Below are 16472 nucleotides of genomic sequence, written 5' to 3' on the forward strand. Positions count from 1 at the left end.
CTATACATGAAGTATATGGAATTTGTTCCTGCTGCTTCTTAAGTTTAGTTTTTATATACTAGGTTGTTTACAATTTAGTATTTTTATCCTGATTTCGTCTTGCGTAATCTTGTAAATGTTAGAATTAGGATATTATTGTAATAAAATGATTCTAACGAACTAGTTTTTTAATTTGAAGGGAGAACACCAAACAAATGAATAAAAAGAAAGCAATCAAAATTGTTGCTGCTTCCGCAATAGCAGCTTCAGCATTTGCAGCAGTTGCACCTACACAATCTCAAGCAGCTACAAGCGTAGCTACTACAGTTTCAAACGCTCAAAAAGCAATGAAAGCTCCATTCGACAAATACTACCAAACTGGTATTACTAAAAAGACTGTATCAGCTGCAACAGTACAAGCTTTAATCACTACTGGTACTAAAGCTTATAACGATGCAACTGCACTAGTTAAAAAATCTGGCGGCAAAAGCACTAAAACATATCAAGCTAAACTTGATAGCTACAAAAAATACTTAGACCGTTCTAATGCGTATGTTGCTGGTCTAACTTCAATCTCTAAAGTTTATAAAAATGCAGATGCTGCTCTTAAAGCTAACACTGTAGCTGAACTTGAAAAAGCTCAAGCTGAACTTAAAGACGCTAAAAACCAAGGTTATGTTGGAATCAGCAAAATCTACGGTCCAGTAGTTCGCGAAGTATTAACTTCAACTTTCAAAAGATTATCCGAAGGAAAACTTTCTCTAGTAGAAGCAGCTCTTGAAAAACTTGCTACTCCGACAGTAACGGGAGTAAGTGCGATTACTACTAAAAAAATAGAAGTGAAATTTAGCAAAGCAGTTGATGGCACGAAAGCTCAATTCGCTGTTAAAAAAGGAACTTCTTCTATCGGTGTTGCAGCAACAACTTGGTCTGATGACAAGAAAACTGCTACATTAGAATTGAACACTAAAATTTCTGAAGGTACTTATGCAGTTACAGTTAGTGGGTTAACTGAAGCACCGCTAGTAGGATCAGTAACAGCTGAAAACGAAAAGGTTGGAGAAGTTAAAATCCTTTCTGATAAAGCTGTACTTGAAACAGGTAATGCAACAGCTACAGTTGGATATCAAGTATTAAACCAATACGGTGAGGATATTACTTCTTCTTCTTTAGCTAATGAGTCAAACCTTGTAGTTTCAACTTCTGCTAAAGATGCAAAAGTAGATAACAAAGGTACAGTAACACTTACCTCAGCATCTACTTTCAAAGCAGATGACAAACTATCTTTAACAATTGTTGATAAAGCAACTACAAAATCAGCTACTACAACAGTTACTATCGTAGGAGAATCTAAAGTAGCTGAAACAGCAGTTACTGGAATCTTTAATAAAGATAACAAATCTTTAAATGAAGATACACTAACTTCAGATTTCTATCTACTATTTAATGCAACTAACCAATATGGAAATGCAGTTACAAATGTTAAAGCCCTTCAAGATGACCTTACATTTGTTGTATCAAACCCAGCGGTTGTTGATGCTTCTGAATCAGATATTTCGAATGCTATTGAAGTTGGCACTGACAAAAAAGTTGGTATCAAATTAACACCAAAAGCTAAAGGTGAATCAACTGTCACAATCATCTCTAATACAACTGGTAAGTCTACTTCATACAAAGTTACAGTCGGAGAAGGAACAAAAGCTGACACAGTATCTATCTCAAGCCCAGAAGGAACTATTGCTGGTGGAGAAGAAGTATTAGTACCAGTTGAAGTAACTGATAACAAAGGTACTGCAGTTACAGATCCAAAGAAACTAACTGGTGTAACTTTCAAAGCTACTCAAGGTAGTGCAGATGTAGACACTGAAGCAGTTGCAAAAGACGGAAAATTATATGTTAAGTTAACTACTAAAGATGTTGCTGCTAACAACCTTGGTACTCTTGTATTAACTGCATCAACTCCTACTAACAAAATTGCTACTAAAGTAATTGAAGTTAAACCTAATGCAAAACCTGTTGCAATTACTGGCTTGAGCTCTAAAGTTAGCACTTCTATTTACAAAGGATTATCTAAATCATTAGATTGGGCTAACTTCAAATTTGAAGACCAATACGGTCGTGCATTTACAAAAGCTGAAGATGCTGCTTCTTACACAGTTTTAGCTGAAGATGCAACACCTGAAGTAGGTACCTCTGCAGTTTCAATCGCAGATGCCAATAACGATTCATCAGATACAGATGGTATCTCGGTAAAAGGTGAAAACAAAGGTTCTGAACTTGTTACATTTACTTTAGTAGATGTTAAAGATTTAAATAAAAAAGTTTCAAGCTTTGACGCTAAATTTACTACAGTTGAGCAGTCAGAATTTGCTTCTTATAAAGCTAAAGCTGTAGGTGCAACATTCTATACAAACGATTCTGATTACGCTAAAGATTTAGAAGTATATGGTGTAACAGCATCTGGACAAGAAGTACAATTACCAACTGATGATTTCCATGTTTACGCTGGAGCGGGATTAAGCTTTGATTCTGAAACAGGTAAATTATCTACAGTAGCTGATATTGATAGTGTTACGCCCGGTAATCAACCGCTTGTTGATACTAGCTCTGCAACAACAGATATTCCAGTATCTAAAGATGTAGCTGTAAGAGTAGTTATCAACAATACTGGTGATGAACTCAATCTGACAGTTCCTGTATCAGCTGAAGCTCCGAAAGTTAGCACATTCGAAGTACGTCTACCTGATGCTGACGGTAGTCTTGACTATGGTACAGTTGCATCTGCTTTAGATTTGGCTGCTACTAATGGAGATTTTGCTTTAGCTGATCTTGATCAAAATGTATATGTTGTTGACCAATATGGTGTAGATGCTAAGGATGTAACAGGTTCTACAATTACATTTGCGGATGACACTACAACTGCTGTAACTCGTTTAACAGTATCTAACCTAGTAAATGCAGATAAAGATGCTCAACATGCTCCTTCAATTGCAGACAACGGATCTTCATCTACGGATATTTCTGGCTTACAAGTTGGCGATACTTTCACAGCAAAGGTTACAACTGGCACATTTACTTCAACTGTAAATGTAACTGTTACAAGCACTCCTGCTGAATAATAAAACGAAACGTTACTTTATAAACTAAATTTCTAGTGAAAAAAGTGAAAAGACACCTCATGTTTTGACTTCACGGTTGATACCGTGAGGTGTTTTTTTCAACTATTGTTACCATATTGTGGGTGAAATACCTACACTTGCTAAATAGTTAGGAGCAAGTACCTAATCCTCCTGCATCCAATGAGGTTCTAACAAACCGAAGGGGTGAAGTCAGGTGAAGTCGTACTCATGAAGTTGAGGCGGGGTTCCATAAAAGGTGGCTATGGTTAGGAGACGAATCCATGCTTAGGCAGGGTGAGGTAGTGAACATTAAGAATCGCTAGGAGTTTGGTGTTCATCCTTAAACCTGAAATGGTTTAACGGGGATCAGTGAATTGACTATTAACCTGATCTTTCTCATACCTGAATAGTGGAGACCTACGGTCATCAAAAAGAGGGATGGTAACAATGGAACGTTTGAAGTCTTGCTAGAAGAGGTGGGTTAGCACCAATGAGGCTAGTAGGATGGCGGCGCACTCGTAGTAGTGTTGATCATCTGCCGGTTGAATCTCTATGGTAACATAGGGAGAGGGTAAAACAGATGGGAGCGAAGGGGTGCAGTCAGTAGTAGATTCTCTAGACGACTTATTTTCCCAAAATAGTGTCGTATTTCAAATTAAATACGGACCAATCAGAAATGATTGGTCCAACATTTTGCGAAATATATAGGTATTTAGGATTATTAATTTCTAAACCTGTTAGTGAGAATTGAACTATTGGTGGCACGCCGTGTGCGCTGAAAGGCGCCCGCACGGTGTAGGCTCGAAACGAAAGCCATGATTTAATGGTATAAGTCGAGAATAGCGCAGCATCATTAATCAATCAAACAAGTGGAACTTATGTAGGTGACTTAAGTCTAAATGCAACTGGTTCAACAACTATTAACTATGGTCCAGCTACTGGTTCTCGCACTATAGATGGCGATGTAAGTATTACTGGTAATGCAACAGGCACTATTAATCTCCGTAATTTAGTAATCACTGGTAATTTAACGGTTGATGTTCCAGGAGCAACAGTAAATAACGGTGCAACCGTTAATGGAAATGTAGTTATTAACAATGTAAGTTCTTCGACTTGGAACGAGAATGCTAACGGGAATAAACTACAGTTTAATGATCCTAATGCTGGTACACACTTAAATATTGGAGCAGGGAAAACAGTAGCAAGTCTTACACTTAACAAACCTGCTGAAATAACTATTCCAGCGGCTTCTACTGTAACAGCTTTAACAGTTGGTAGCGAAGCAACAGGAACTGAAATAGTTGCAAATGGTACTGTATCAACTTTAACAAATAATGCAACTGGTACTACATTAACTGGTGCAGGCACTATCTCAACAGTTAATGGTAATGGTAGCCTTACTCCTGCATCGGTTACTTTTGGTGCAGATAGTAATGAAAATGATTTTGCATTATTAACAGAGAAACAATTTTCTGTTAAAGCTAATTTAGACCCTAGCTACGATGCGGCTGGTCAAACCCTAAGATTTAAAGCTGTTATTACAAAAGATGGTCAACCAGTAAGTGGACTTGAAATTAAATACAATGAAGCCCCAAGTGTTGATTTTTCTAATAAATTTACAACAGATGAGACTGGTACTGCATATTTCGGACCATCTGGCGGTTTAAGTGTTCTAGCTATTGGTGCATTAAAACAATCACCAGGAGTAACAACCCCGTTTAAGGTAACTTTAAAAGTAGCAGGAAACTACTCCGTTGTAATTACATTGGTAGATACATCAAACCATGATGCTACTGTTGAAGAAGCAACTTTTAACTATAGTGTAAACTAATTAACAACATCTAAAGCCGCACTGGTATTCATACCAATGCGGTTTTTACTTTAAAAAAAGACTTTATTGCAATATTTTTCAAAATAAATTATTTTTGAAAAAATAATTGGTGTTAGACACCGTCAAAAGACAAAAACTTTAGATTTGTATATACGGAATGGAAGGCTAAGGCCAACGGTTCGTTTTGAGGAAGCTTAGTCGCCCACCTCCTACTCGATTCCCTACCATTGCTGCGATATTTGTTGCCCCCTTCACGCATACACATAATTGTGGGGTGTATTAGAAAACAGAGGGTCTTGCGGCTCACTGTTTTTAATTTAGCTTAAATTCCAAAGTTGGAGAAAATATAAATTGAGGCATAACCCATGAAAATAGAATTTTAGCTATTTGAACCATTTTTTTCGTAATTCTCGAAATAGCAAGTTATACTTAAACATTATAATATAGCTAAAAGCTAGTACAAACAAAGACATTGTCTCAATTGGTTGTTGGGTAATCAACTTCACAATTAATGTATAGGTAGAGGCGACGGGGAAACAAATCCCTAAAATAAATATGTATAAGACTATCTTATTGAGATTCACTAACATATCCCCCTTTATAATGAATCAATTTTATCCTCTCCATTTAACATATCCTTAAAACAATTTTTTTATCGAATGATTATTTTCTCTTTAAAATGTCTATAATCGTATTAAGACTCTTTCAACATAATTCAATTTTAGTTGAAAGAGTCAAATGGGATACTTTGAACAAAAAAACAAATGCTAAGTATAAAAATATCCTTGTATATATGGTAGCAGAAAAGTTAAGATACATACCTTAGGGTTATCGCGGTCCAGTGCGGTAGCTCTTTTTCCCGTGCTTACGTTTAGAAATGGAATATTTGATTACACTGATACTATTACATTGATGTCGGAAGAACAGCAAGTGTAAAAAGAAAGGAGATTAATAGTGATCAAATCGGAAAAATATTGGCAAAGTATCCATGAAGGCTTACCTTTGCAAACCAAAACGATTTTAAATGAGTACTTGTTAAGTTTGAAAATCTCCAACAAAGCGGAAGCAACCATTACGAAATACCGATCGGTATTAGAGCGTTTTTTCAGTGAATGTAGATTTTCGCTTGAGGAGATAACATCAAATCATGTTCAAGAGTGGCTCAATGAATTTTCTCAGGGTAAAAAAACCAGGACAGTAGACTTGTTTTTATCTGTTCTCTCTTCCTTTTTCAAATTCTGCCTGGCTGAAGAGTACAAGAAACAATTTGTCATTAAGAAACGATGGAGACCAAAAATTCCTCAATCACTACCCAAATATCTGAATGAACAGGAATATGCCAGGGTTAAAGTTGAATCAGAAAGCCTTTCGCTTCGTGATCGGGCGATTGTGTTATTCCTCTTCTCCTCAGGATGCCGTAAATCTGAATTGACGAATTTATCCATTGAAGATGTCGAGCTAGACAGAAGAACAGCCAGAGTGAAGGGAAAAGGAAAAAAATTCGAGACATCCATTTTTCTCAAGAGTGTGCCCTCGTTTTAAAAGAGTATTTACAAACAAGACAGGATAATGGTGAGGGGCCCTTATTTATGGGACGATACGGCCCTCTTCAGGGAAATGGAATCTATGACATTATTAAAAAACTAGGGGAAAAAGCAGAGCTAAACCAGTCATTACACCCCCATGCATGCCGTCATACATTCGCAACCACCTTGCTGGCAAGGGGCGCAGACCTTTAATTTATTGGGGATAAAATGGGGCATGCCGATTTAAATACAACCCGTGTGTATGAACGTATTCCCACAGAGGATATGATTTAGGCTTATCAAAATATTATGGGGTGAAATTCAATGAGTAATGAAGCAATTCAGTCTTTTATTACCGATAATCTGGCTCGTTTCAGTCCGGAAACGGTTCGGAGCTATAAGAGTTCTCTTACCCAATTTTTCTCCTTTTGCAAAAAAGACTTGAACGATGTAAAAGCGGCTGATGTTCGGGCATGGCTGGCATCATTAGAAGAGCAGGGACTGAAGCCTCGTACTATCCACGTGAAGCTGAGTGCGTTGAAGTCGTTTTATCAATATTCTATGGAAGAAAATCTAACGAAGAAAAATCCGACTTTAACCGTACACACTCCAAAAAAAGACGATTCCCTTCCATATTACTTGAGCAAGCGTGAAGTGGCTCTTTTTCAGGAACTGACAAGAAATGATCTTCGAGATAGGGCCCTTGTGGAAGCTCTTTATACCACAGGAGTCAGGATTAGCGAATTACTCAATATCAAGCTGGAAGATATCAAATTGGAGACTAGGCAAATCTGGATACGAAAAGGGAAAGGAAATAAAGAAAGGTTTGTCCTCTTTACACATGATTGTGCTGAGCGCCTGAAAGCGTACCTTGAAAGTCGAAAAGTAAATAGTGAATTTTTGTTTTCAAACAGTAGAGGAGGACGGTGGAATCGTACGTTGATTGAAATCCGCTTCCAGGAATTTTCGGAAACGTTAGGCTTTAAAGTTACACCGCACACGATGCGCCATACGTTTGCTGCGCACTTGGCTGAAAAAAATATGTCACAGAGCTACATACAGGAACTTCTCGGTCTTGTGAATATCAACACAACAAGCATCTACACACGTTTAATGAACACGCCCGAAAAAAACAATATGTCCGATATCAGGGATAAATAGTAGAAGGAGATTAAAGTAAACTTGAGCTTTTTTCCAAGCCACTTGTACAACTTACTTAATTTTATCAAAAAAACCGGACATCTAAAAAGTAGCTCCTTAATTCTTATGCATAGATATACCTAGTTTAATATAAATTTGTAGATTTTTGACTGTTTTCAAAAATAATGGAGGGGCTTGATTATACTTATTCCGTTAATGATTTATATTTTTTTAATATAATATACATCCAATTTTATTTAAGTCAATTAAACTAGTTAAGATCTACTTAATAACTTCCTTTTTCTTCTATAAAATATAAAAAAATTGGAAAAATGCCTCGCAATTTCACATAAATTGTTATATTCTTATTTAGAAGAGAATTGGATGGGTTTCAGGTATAATCATTTTATTAAAATAATTCATTATCCCTATCTTTCCTGATATTAAAAAGGAGTGTTCTAGATGAAAGCTGTACTAAAAAACTCTGGTGGATTAACAAAGGAAGTGAAAGTTGGTTTTAGTTGGACTACTTTCTTCTTTGGTTTTTTACCAGCATTATTCCGTGGGGATTTAAAATGGGCTGTTATCATGTTTATCATTGAAGCAGTACTTGGTTCATTTACTCTGGGGATTGGTTCGTTTGTAACTGGGATTGTATTTTCTTTTGTTTACAATAAAATATATATAAAAGAACTAATCGAAAAAGGTTACCAGCCTGCCAATAATGAGTCAAGGGCCTTATTAGAAAATAGTCAAATTATTTCCAAAGTCGCATAATTCTAGTGAGTGCCAGACTAAAAGTCAGTAAGATTTTTCTGGACATTGAGACGATTTTAAACTAGAAATGTTTAAAAAATAGGCACCTTCATAGGATTTCTTATCCTATGAAGGTGCCTATTTTCAATTATAAATCAATCTTCAATATCTTAATCGCTGCAACACTTTTTGCTGTTGGCGTGAATAGTTTTCCGTCACTTCTTGAGGGGAGTAATTGGGACAGCGTATATAGGGGGTATTTTTTTTATATCTATTTCGTTACAGGAAACCTGTGGACCTGCATTTTACTTCACTTCTTTATTGATGTGAGAATGGCATTTACATCCAATAAGAGTAAAGGGAATTCTGGTGCCGAACTTAGGATTGAATAAGATACAATAAAATACCCCCAAGCACAAACAGGCTCACCTGTCTGCACATGGGGGTTTCAATCTCACTATTATTTCGTAATCGTAATCGCACCAACCGATTTATCAGTTGCTTGCTCATCCACAATTACTTTTAGGCCGTAGTGGCCGATGTTGCGTCCTGCGTCAGGCATGTAAGGGTTGTTGTAGTCTTTGCTGTCGTTGAATAAGGCAATTCCTCTTTCGCTTGGAAGCGTCAGGGTTTGTTCAGGGTAGTTAAGGTTTAGTCCTGAAGTAGGCAGGAAGTTGAATGCCGCATCTGCTAGGTGATAGCGGGTTGATGCTTCCTGTCCGGTGCTCCAATGCAGGTTGGTGTCATCGTGGGCATCTACGACTCCAAGGAAGCCGTCGCCAGGATGTGTGCCAGTCCAGTTATCGTTAAAGCTGTCATCCACGTACCATACGACTAATCCGCCGTCATAGCTCATGAGGGAGTTTCCGCGGGCGATGTCAGCAAGCCCTTGGTCTACACCTTGGTGATTTCTCCACTCAAGAAGGTAGTAGTGGTTTGTCAGTTTGTTACCGTCCATTTTTGTGAAGCCGTTAAGCGTGAATGGAGAAGTTCCATTTTCGCCGCCGTCATTGATCAGTTCCTGTCCGTCAGCTGTTACTTTAATGTTATCAGCAAAGAAACCGGTTAATGAGCTGCCCCAGTCTGTTGCACTGCGGAGACGAAGCTGGATGTTTTTGCCGGCATATGCAGAAAGGTCGAAGCTTTCCGCTTGCCATCCGTTAGAATTGCCAGTGAATCCAGGCATAGAATTTATGATAGTTGGATACCCCTCAGCAACAACATCGCTTCTTGTGTGATTATTGCCAACGGATTTCCATGTTTTCCCGCCATCCTCAGACACCTGTACGAATGCATAATCCCACTGCTCTTCCATGTCATACCATGCATCAAATGTTAGAGTAGCAGATTTCTTGCCTGTTAAATCAACATTTGTGACCATACTGTTATCCATTTCATCCTTTTGGCCGCCCCAATATTCATATGTTCCGGCTGCAGGAGTATTAATTGGTGTTTTCTTTTGAGGCAGATTCACTTGGACAGCCTGCTGATTTTGGCCATTTGGTGAATTTGCCTGGTCAAGCAAGAAGGACGTGCCTTTTTTCGTAACGTCTGCTAAATCGACAACAGTTGGATTTGTCCAGTTTCCTCCCATGGTAGATTGGAAGTAAGACTTCGCCCATGGAGAGAATCCTGTAGGCTCTGCTCCTGGAATCTTTCCTGCCCATGAACCTGAAGCCATGATAGACCAGTAGCCAATCGCTTCACCAGTTCCGGTGTATTGTGTATCATACTCATCTGGCAAACCAAGGTCATGGCCAAATTCGTGGGCAAATACGCCAGTTGCCCCGTCTTCCGGCATCATCGTGTAATCATAGAATCCAGGTAATCCTTTTTCTCTGCCATCGGGATCATACAAAACAGCTGAACGGTGAGACCAGATGGCATCATCGCCAAGTGTGCCGCCGCCTGCTTCTTGCCCCATTCCTGAATGGATAATTTGAAGGTGATCAACTAAGCCATCTGGCTCTTTTAAATTTCCATCTCCGTCTAAATCATGCGGATCTTCTAAATCATAATCCTGCAAGGGAATGCCAGCTGCTTTTGCAGCGTTGTACGTGTCAGCCACCAATTTACGGGCTCCGCCAGGTGATAAATTATCATGGCCACCATTTCCGTTATCTGCTCCGTAATATTTCGCTGTACCTGGGACCTTCAGCCATCCATATGCTTTTCCTTCAACAGTGAAGGTTCCGCCGGATTGCTGCTCGTAATACTGCTTTTGTGATACTAAATTTTCTCCATTTGGACCTTTGACACCATTAGCACCAAAAATCATATCTTCGTAATGCTTCGTATCGTAGTCTTTATAATAGTTATCTGTTTCACCAGGCTGGATTTTGTTGTGCTCAAAATTAGAGTACTCCACCATTAAGGTTAAAACCTTCACAGACTGTTTTGCTCCTGTGTAAGGAGTTTCTTTGACAGGATCAGGATGGTTCTTACCCTTTAGATTGGTCTTGCCTTTGTGTCCTTTATTGTAGTTTTTAAATTTATTGCGTTTTTCAGCTTCGGCTGCTTTTGCTTTTGGCGCAAGAGGATCAGCAATCTGAACTTTATCTGCTTTGCCCTTGAATGCAATGTAGTTTTTCAGGGCTTTCTGTTTATTTGCTTCTGAGGCATTTTTGGAAATAACTCCGCGTTTGATGAGAGCGTCTATCAATTTATCATCGTTAACGATGGAAAGATCCAGCGAACTTTGTGATTGAGAGACTTGAGATTGTGCAGAGTCCTTAAGCTGATTGGCATTGACTGGTCCCGGGGAATGTACCGGGAAGCCGGAGAAGAAAGTACCGGCAAAAATGGCGGCTGTGATACTAGACTTGAAAACTCTTTTCAATGGAAAACCCCCTACTGATTATTTGTCACAATATTATAATATTTCATAATATTTAATAGTGGTAGCAGAGTTATTCAACAAATTTCTACATAGATGAAGATACTCTCTCTTTATTTTTAGGAGATTTAAAGAGTTGATTTTGTAAAAAATTAGGAGGTTTTCTTTTGTTTTTTCTTGATTGAGAACATGCCACGCTTGTTTTCTGGGACAAAAGTCTCTTGAGGGGTAAAAATGGTAAAAATACTGCATGAATTTTGTAGAATAAAGTCGAATAAAAATAATTTATTTTTTAACATTGACTATACTGCGAAAGTTTAGTAGATTTGTCATATAGAGTTGTTCTTTATTAAGTACAAAACGGGGTGATATATTGAACAGAAAGATTTTTAGAATCATATTTTCATTGTTTATGGCAGCTGCTATCCTTTGTATCGCTTTTCTCGTATTTGCCACACACCAGGCACAGGGAAATCCGGATAAAATACCTTCATTTGGGGGATATAAGCCATTTACAGTCCTAACAAACAGTATGCAGCCGAAGATTAGCGCAGGAGATATGATTTTTGTGAAAGAGAAGAAAGCTGCCAACATTAAAAAGGGTGACATCATCACCTTTAAAATATCAGATGGAAAGCTCATCACACACCGGGTTGTTTCAGTAACAAAGCAAGGGTTAATGACCAAAGGAGACAACAATAACGTAAGAGATAAGTGGCTGGTTAAACCGGAGAATATAATAGGGACTGCGGCTGTGATCGTACCGAAAGCAGGTAATATCGCAAAGTTTCTCGCAAGTCCAGCCGGATTTTCCATCTTCATTATCCTTCCGCTGCTGCTCCTTCTATTGATTGAAGTGTATCAGAGAATTTTAAAGGCCTTGAACAGAAAAGAAGATCCTGCTGTTACTGAGTCCTGAAATTCAATTCTTATTGGTTTCACCTAAATGCATTTATAAATATTATTTTCAGGAGGAATGGTTTAATGAAGAATATTAAAAAGGCATTAATAGCAACATCAATGGCAGGGGCTGTATTGGTAAGTGCAGGCTACGGCACATATTCCTGGTTTACATCTGAAACACAGGCAAGCGGAACAATCCAGGATGGCACCTTGTCTGTAAATAATGGCCAGGCAATTACGACTAAGCTGTTTGACGAAAAAAATCTGGCGCCTTCTGAATATGTGTCAGGAAACTTCATCACACTTGATAATACAGGAAGCCTTGATCAGGTGCTGAAGCTTACATACTCTGCATCCGTTGATAAAGCTCCGGCCTCACCTTTTAAAATCTACTATGTTGCTTTTAAATATAAGAGCAAGCCAAGCGGTGATGTTTTGAAGAACTGGAAAATCGAGTGGGAAAAAGGCTTCTTTAAAGGAAACCATAACCCGGCACCAGCACAAGCCAGATCTTTAGCGGCGGCACCTGCATTGCCTGCTCTTCCTGCAGGAGTGGAAGTTGTATCAGGTGAACTATCTTCTGCAGACGTACAGGCGGTGGCTGCAGCTGCTGCAACTAAAGCAGCAGGAGATGGCAGCAAGCAATACACAATCGGGGATAACAATTTCTTCACTTTGAAATCTGACCAGTACATTGATATCGCATTTGATGTAAAGCTGGATGAAAATGCAGGAAACGAGTACCAGGCAGCTACTTATTCAGCTACTCTTAAAGCTGAAGCAAAACAAACAGATGATGGTGCAAAGTATGCCTCTGAAATAAAGTAATAGAAGACAAAAGAAAAAACTGTGATGCAGCTCATCACAGTTTTTTCTTTTGTCTATATTCTCTCTGACCAATAGGCCCTCTGTTTTATATAGCATGTTTTTTTCTTCCTATATATAACTTATCTAATTCTTCTAATATTTAATTACAAATATTGTATAATAAAGTAAATGTTTCATTTTACTGGATCGGAAGTAAGCTAAAAGCATCCATGAATGAAAATCAGATACATAGATAAGGAGATTTTATTTTATGAAAAAGAAATATTTCGCACCGCTGCTGGCCGTCATTCTGCTGATCGGACTTCTTGCCCCGTTTCCCGCCCACGCTGGCACTGCAGTTTACACCGTCACACCCGACAGTAAGCCATATGATAAGAAGATGCTGCTGTTCAAGTCTTATAACAAATATACCAAACAGTATTATCTGCTCCGTTCTTACCTTGAACTCCTGGAGAAAAAGGGAGGGGGGACGCTGGTCCTTAAAAAAGGAACCTATACAATTACCAACACCCTCTATGTTCCGTCCAATGTCACCATACTGATGAAGGATGGTACCAGGCTGGTGAAGGGAGTCAATACAGGCACAAAAATATTTGGCCCATCAAAGTCTCTCTTTCAGCTGATCCGTCCAACAAGGGCTGCGAAGTCTGGTGTGTACGGAGGATATAATGGAGAGAAGAATATCAGCTTTATCGGTGAAGGTAATGTTCAGATGGATTTGATGTATGTCCCGGACAGCCTGGCGATCATTATGGGGCACAATAAAAATCTGAATGTGAAAAATATCGGGTTTTATCATATGAATTCTGGCCACTTTATTGAAATGGATGCTTCTCAGAATGTGAGAGTGGAGAACTGCAAATTCATAGATTCTCTTCCATCTCTTAAGCAAAATAAAGAAGCCATCAATCTTGATACGCCGGATCATGCAACATTAGGCTGGAGCCAGAAGTGGAGCAAGTTCGATAAAACAGCAAATGACACGGTGAATATTGAGAATAACCTGTTTCAGAATTTGGACAGGGCGGTCGGCACTCATAAATATTCAGAGGGAATGCTCCACAAGCATGTCACAATCAGCAACAATATTATAGAGAGAACGCGTCTCGATTCCATCCGGGTGATGAACTGGTCAGATGCTGTGATCGAATATAATACCATTTCCGATGTGGCAGATGGCGTAAGCAAATATCGGGGGATGCTTGTGAGCGGCGCAAGCAATCCGGTGATCCAATACAATACATTTATCCGTGCAGGCCGGCCGATTCAATTTATCGTTCATCAAAACACTGGACCTGGCGAACAATATGCTGAGATATATAATGAACTTTCAGACGAAAATTATACCGCCCTTGAAACAAATATTGTCATTGATACAAAAGAAAGCTTCATCCGATATAATCCTTTTCTTAATGATTACAGCAAAGAAAACACAGTGCTCATACCGTGCATTGTGGAGGAAGAATAGAGTGAAAGGCAGAGACCCTGGTGTTTCTGCTTTTTTTCATGTTAATCAAACGTTTGATTAAATTTTTTACTATGTTTTACATACTCATCACATCTATAATAAAATGAAGCTAGCAAATATTTTTAGAGAATACTGGAAATCACAGAAACATATTGTAGTATTGTGTGTTTTTGTGAGTGGAATGCCAATTACATAAAAGGAGAAATCTATGAAAAAATTAAATAGCTTAGCGGCGGTGCTGACGGCAGGTGCCATTTTGCTTTCAGCGCTTCCTGGTTCGGCAAAGGCGGATGAAGAGCAGGATCGGAGAAAGGCGAGTTTGTTCGGAGGAAGTGCATCTCGAAGCGGCACATTGGCATCATTGTCGGAAAACAGCAGTGAAATTGTGGTGAAAACCAAAATAAGTGCTTCCCAATTAACTAAGAAGTTTGGTGTAAAGCTTTTAGCCACGCCGGAAGTGTTAAAGGAACAAGGGATTTTTGCTGTGAAGGTACCGAAGTCTAAAAACTTCAAATCTGTTTTATCGGATATGAAGAATTCAAGCTCCATTACTTCTGCTGAGGAGAATATGAAGGGGGAAGGAAAAGGGTTTGGCTATACTCTGCCCAACGATCCTTATCTTAATAACCAATGGCATCTTTCTAAAATTGGCATGCCTGTTTTATGGAAGAACTATTCTTTAAAAAACAAAGTGAAGGTAGCAGTGGTAGACTCAGGAGTTGATGCCACGCAGCCCGATCTTTCAGGTCAGCTGCTGAAGGGGTATGATTTTTACAGTAAAGACAGTAACCCGAACGATACATTAGGACATGGAACGGCTGTTGCAGGTGTCATTGCGGCCAAAGCCAATAATGGGGTAGGTGTTGCAGGTGTTAACCCGCTTGCGCAAATCATACCAATCCGGGTATCGGCATCTAAAAGCATTAATTCCGTTGATGCGCTTGCAGGGCTTTCTTATGCGATTAAAAGCGGGGCCAAGGTCATTAATTTAAGCTACGGTTTTCCTGCTCCGAACAGTATAGAATTCGACATCATCTATGAAGCATACAGAAAGGGTATCGTGGTTGTAGCGGCATCAGGGAACGATGGAAAATCCGTCAATTATCCGGCTGGTTATCCGACGGTCATCAGTGTCGGGTCAACCGGAAAAAATGATGCTGTTTCAAAATTTTCAAGCTATGGTGGAGCACTTGATTTGGTAGCACCTGGAGAAAATATCGCTACTACCATGATGAATAAACGCTATGGCATAGGATCAGGCACCTCCTTTTCTGCACCGATCGTTACAGGTGTGGCTTCACTGGTTTTATCTGCGGCACCAAACCTGAATCCCATAGAAGTAGAGTATCTGCTTGAAAAGGGAGCAGCGAAGCTCAGCAGCAGCAAAAACGGCTGGAGTACGAAAGCTGGCTTCGGCAGGGTTGATGCAGCCAGGACGTTCCAGACGGATTTTCCTTCTATAAAAAATGATAGCGGCAATGTGCGCTCAAAAGCACGTAAAGTTACGCTAAACAAAGCGTATAGTGACCGGTACGATTATTCAGGAGACAGCGACTGGTACAGCCTGAAGGTGACGAAGAATATGAAGGTAAGAGTGGATGTATCAGGTGTTACAAACATCGACAGTGATGTATGGATGGATCAGTATGCAAACGGGAAATCGGTTTCTCCCGTCCAATATGACCGGGCAAAAATAAGCGGCAAGGAATCTTTTACCCGCACACTAAAGCCTGGAACCTATTACTTTGAAGTTTATGACGCGAACAATCACTGGTCACAGCAGAATTACTCATTTAAGGTGACAGCCCTTGATACAACAGCTCCAAAAACACCGATTGTTTATAAAGTAAAAAGCAGAGATTTAATAATCAAGGGGAAAGCGGAGAAGAACAGTTCACTGTTGCTTAAAAAAGGAAGTTCAGTGCTTGCTAAAGGCACGGCAAGCAGTACAGGAACCTTTTCGGTAAAGTTGAAAACAAGGCAGGCAAAGGGAACGGTTCTTTATCTGACCGCAGCAGATAAATCAGGAAATAAAAGCAAGGCAACAAAAATTGTGGTACAGCCATAACAAACAAAACCCCCGTCT

Annotated in this window: 9 protein-coding genes and 1 pseudogene; 8 read left to right on the plus strand and 2 right to left on the minus strand. The window is 39.2% G+C overall.

Annotated elements, in window-relative coordinates:
• Positions 1 to 194 precede the first annotated feature (194 nt).
• On the plus strand, positions 195 to 3098 hold the full coding sequence (locus BM126_RS05905; protein WP_090988651.1) for a hypothetical protein: 2904 nt from the start codon (positions 195 to 197) through the stop codon (positions 3096 to 3098).
• Between the two features lie 924 nt (positions 3099 to 4022).
• On the opposite strand, the gene BM126_RS05910 is transcribed toward BM126_RS05905, so the two are convergent.
• Positions 4023 to 4466: a hypothetical protein gene (locus BM126_RS05910; protein ID WP_090988652.1), complete on the minus strand. Its 444-nt coding sequence runs from the start codon at positions 4464 to 4466 to the stop codon at positions 4023 to 4025.
• Positions 4467 to 5883: 1417 nt separating this feature from the next.
• Between BM126_RS05910 and BM126_RS05920 the strand changes: the two are divergent.
• The 3 genes and pseudogenes from BM126_RS05920 (at position 5884) to BM126_RS05930 (ending at position 8372) form a co-directional block, all read left to right on the plus strand.
• Positions 5884 to 6668, plus strand: a pseudogene (locus tag BM126_RS05920) (tyrosine-type recombinase/integrase).
• A gap of 111 nt (positions 6669 to 6779) precedes the next feature.
• A complete protein-coding gene (xerA, locus tag BM126_RS05925) occupies positions 6780 to 7616 on the plus strand; it encodes a site-specific tyrosine recombinase/integron integrase (RefSeq protein ID WP_256212991.1) in 837 nt (278 codons plus the stop codon).
• 441 nt (positions 7617 to 8057) lie between these two features.
• Positions 8058 to 8372 carry a hypothetical protein gene (locus BM126_RS05930; RefSeq protein WP_090988654.1) on the plus strand — a complete coding sequence of 105 codons (315 nt, stop codon included), beginning with the start codon at positions 8058 to 8060 and terminating at the stop codon, positions 8370 to 8372.
• A 439-nt stretch (positions 8373 to 8811) separates the two neighbouring features.
• On the opposite strand, the gene BM126_RS05940 is transcribed toward BM126_RS05930, so the two are convergent.
• Positions 8812 to 11190: an immune inhibitor A domain-containing protein gene (locus BM126_RS05940; protein ID WP_090988656.1), complete on the minus strand. Its 2379-nt coding sequence runs from the start codon at positions 11188 to 11190 to the stop codon at positions 8812 to 8814.
• Positions 11191 to 11560: 370 nt separating this feature from the next.
• On the opposite strand from BM126_RS05940, the gene BM126_RS05945 reads away from it, so the two are divergent.
• The 4 genes from BM126_RS05945 (at position 11561) to BM126_RS05960 (ending at position 16454) form a co-directional block, all read left to right on the plus strand.
• Positions 11561 to 12106, plus strand: a complete 546-nt coding sequence (locus BM126_RS05945) for a signal peptidase I (RefSeq protein WP_090988657.1) — start codon at positions 11561 to 11563, stop codon at positions 12104 to 12106.
• Between the two features lie 65 nt (positions 12107 to 12171).
• Positions 12172 to 12918 (plus strand): TasA family protein, encoded by a 747-nt coding sequence (locus tag BM126_RS05950; protein ID WP_090988658.1) that lies wholly within the window; start codon positions 12172 to 12174, stop codon positions 12916 to 12918.
• 250 nt (positions 12919 to 13168) lie between these two features.
• Complete coding sequence (locus BM126_RS05955; protein WP_090988659.1) at positions 13169 to 14386, plus strand: right-handed parallel beta-helix repeat-containing protein; 1218 nt, start codon at positions 13169 to 13171, stop codon at positions 14384 to 14386.
• 208 nt (positions 14387 to 14594) lie between these two features.
• Positions 14595 to 16454 carry a S8 family serine peptidase gene (locus BM126_RS05960; RefSeq protein ID WP_090988660.1) on the plus strand — a complete coding sequence of 620 codons (1860 nt, stop codon included), beginning with the start codon at positions 14595 to 14597 and terminating at the stop codon, positions 16452 to 16454.
• Positions 16455 to 16472 lie beyond the last annotated feature (18 nt).

It is taken from the genome of Bacillus sp. OV322 (assembly GCF_900112495.1).
Taxonomy (GTDB): Bacteria; Bacillota; Bacilli; order Bacillales; family DSM-1321; genus Peribacillus.

Excerpts from the sequence above, each read along its gene's own strand:
- BM126_RS05905 (WP_090988651.1), top strand. The coding sequence starts at position 195 with ATGAATAAAAAGAAAGCAATCAAAATTGTTGCTGCTTCCGCAATAGCA.
- xerA (WP_256212991.1), top strand. The coding sequence starts at position 6,780 with ATGAGTAATGAAGCAATTCAGTCTTTTATTACCGATAATCTGGCTCGT.
- BM126_RS05930 (WP_090988654.1), top strand. The coding sequence starts at position 8,058 with ATGAAAGCTGTACTAAAAAACTCTGGTGGATTAACAAAGGAAGTGAAA.
- BM126_RS05950 (WP_090988658.1), top strand. The coding sequence starts at position 12,172 with ATGAAGAATATTAAAAAGGCATTAATAGCAACATCAATGGCAGGGGCT.
- BM126_RS05955 (WP_090988659.1), top strand. The coding sequence starts at position 13,169 with ATGAAAAAGAAATATTTCGCACCGCTGCTGGCCGTCATTCTGCTGATC.
- BM126_RS05960 (WP_090988660.1), top strand. The coding sequence starts at position 14,595 with ATGAAAAAATTAAATAGCTTAGCGGCGGTGCTGACGGCAGGTGCCATT.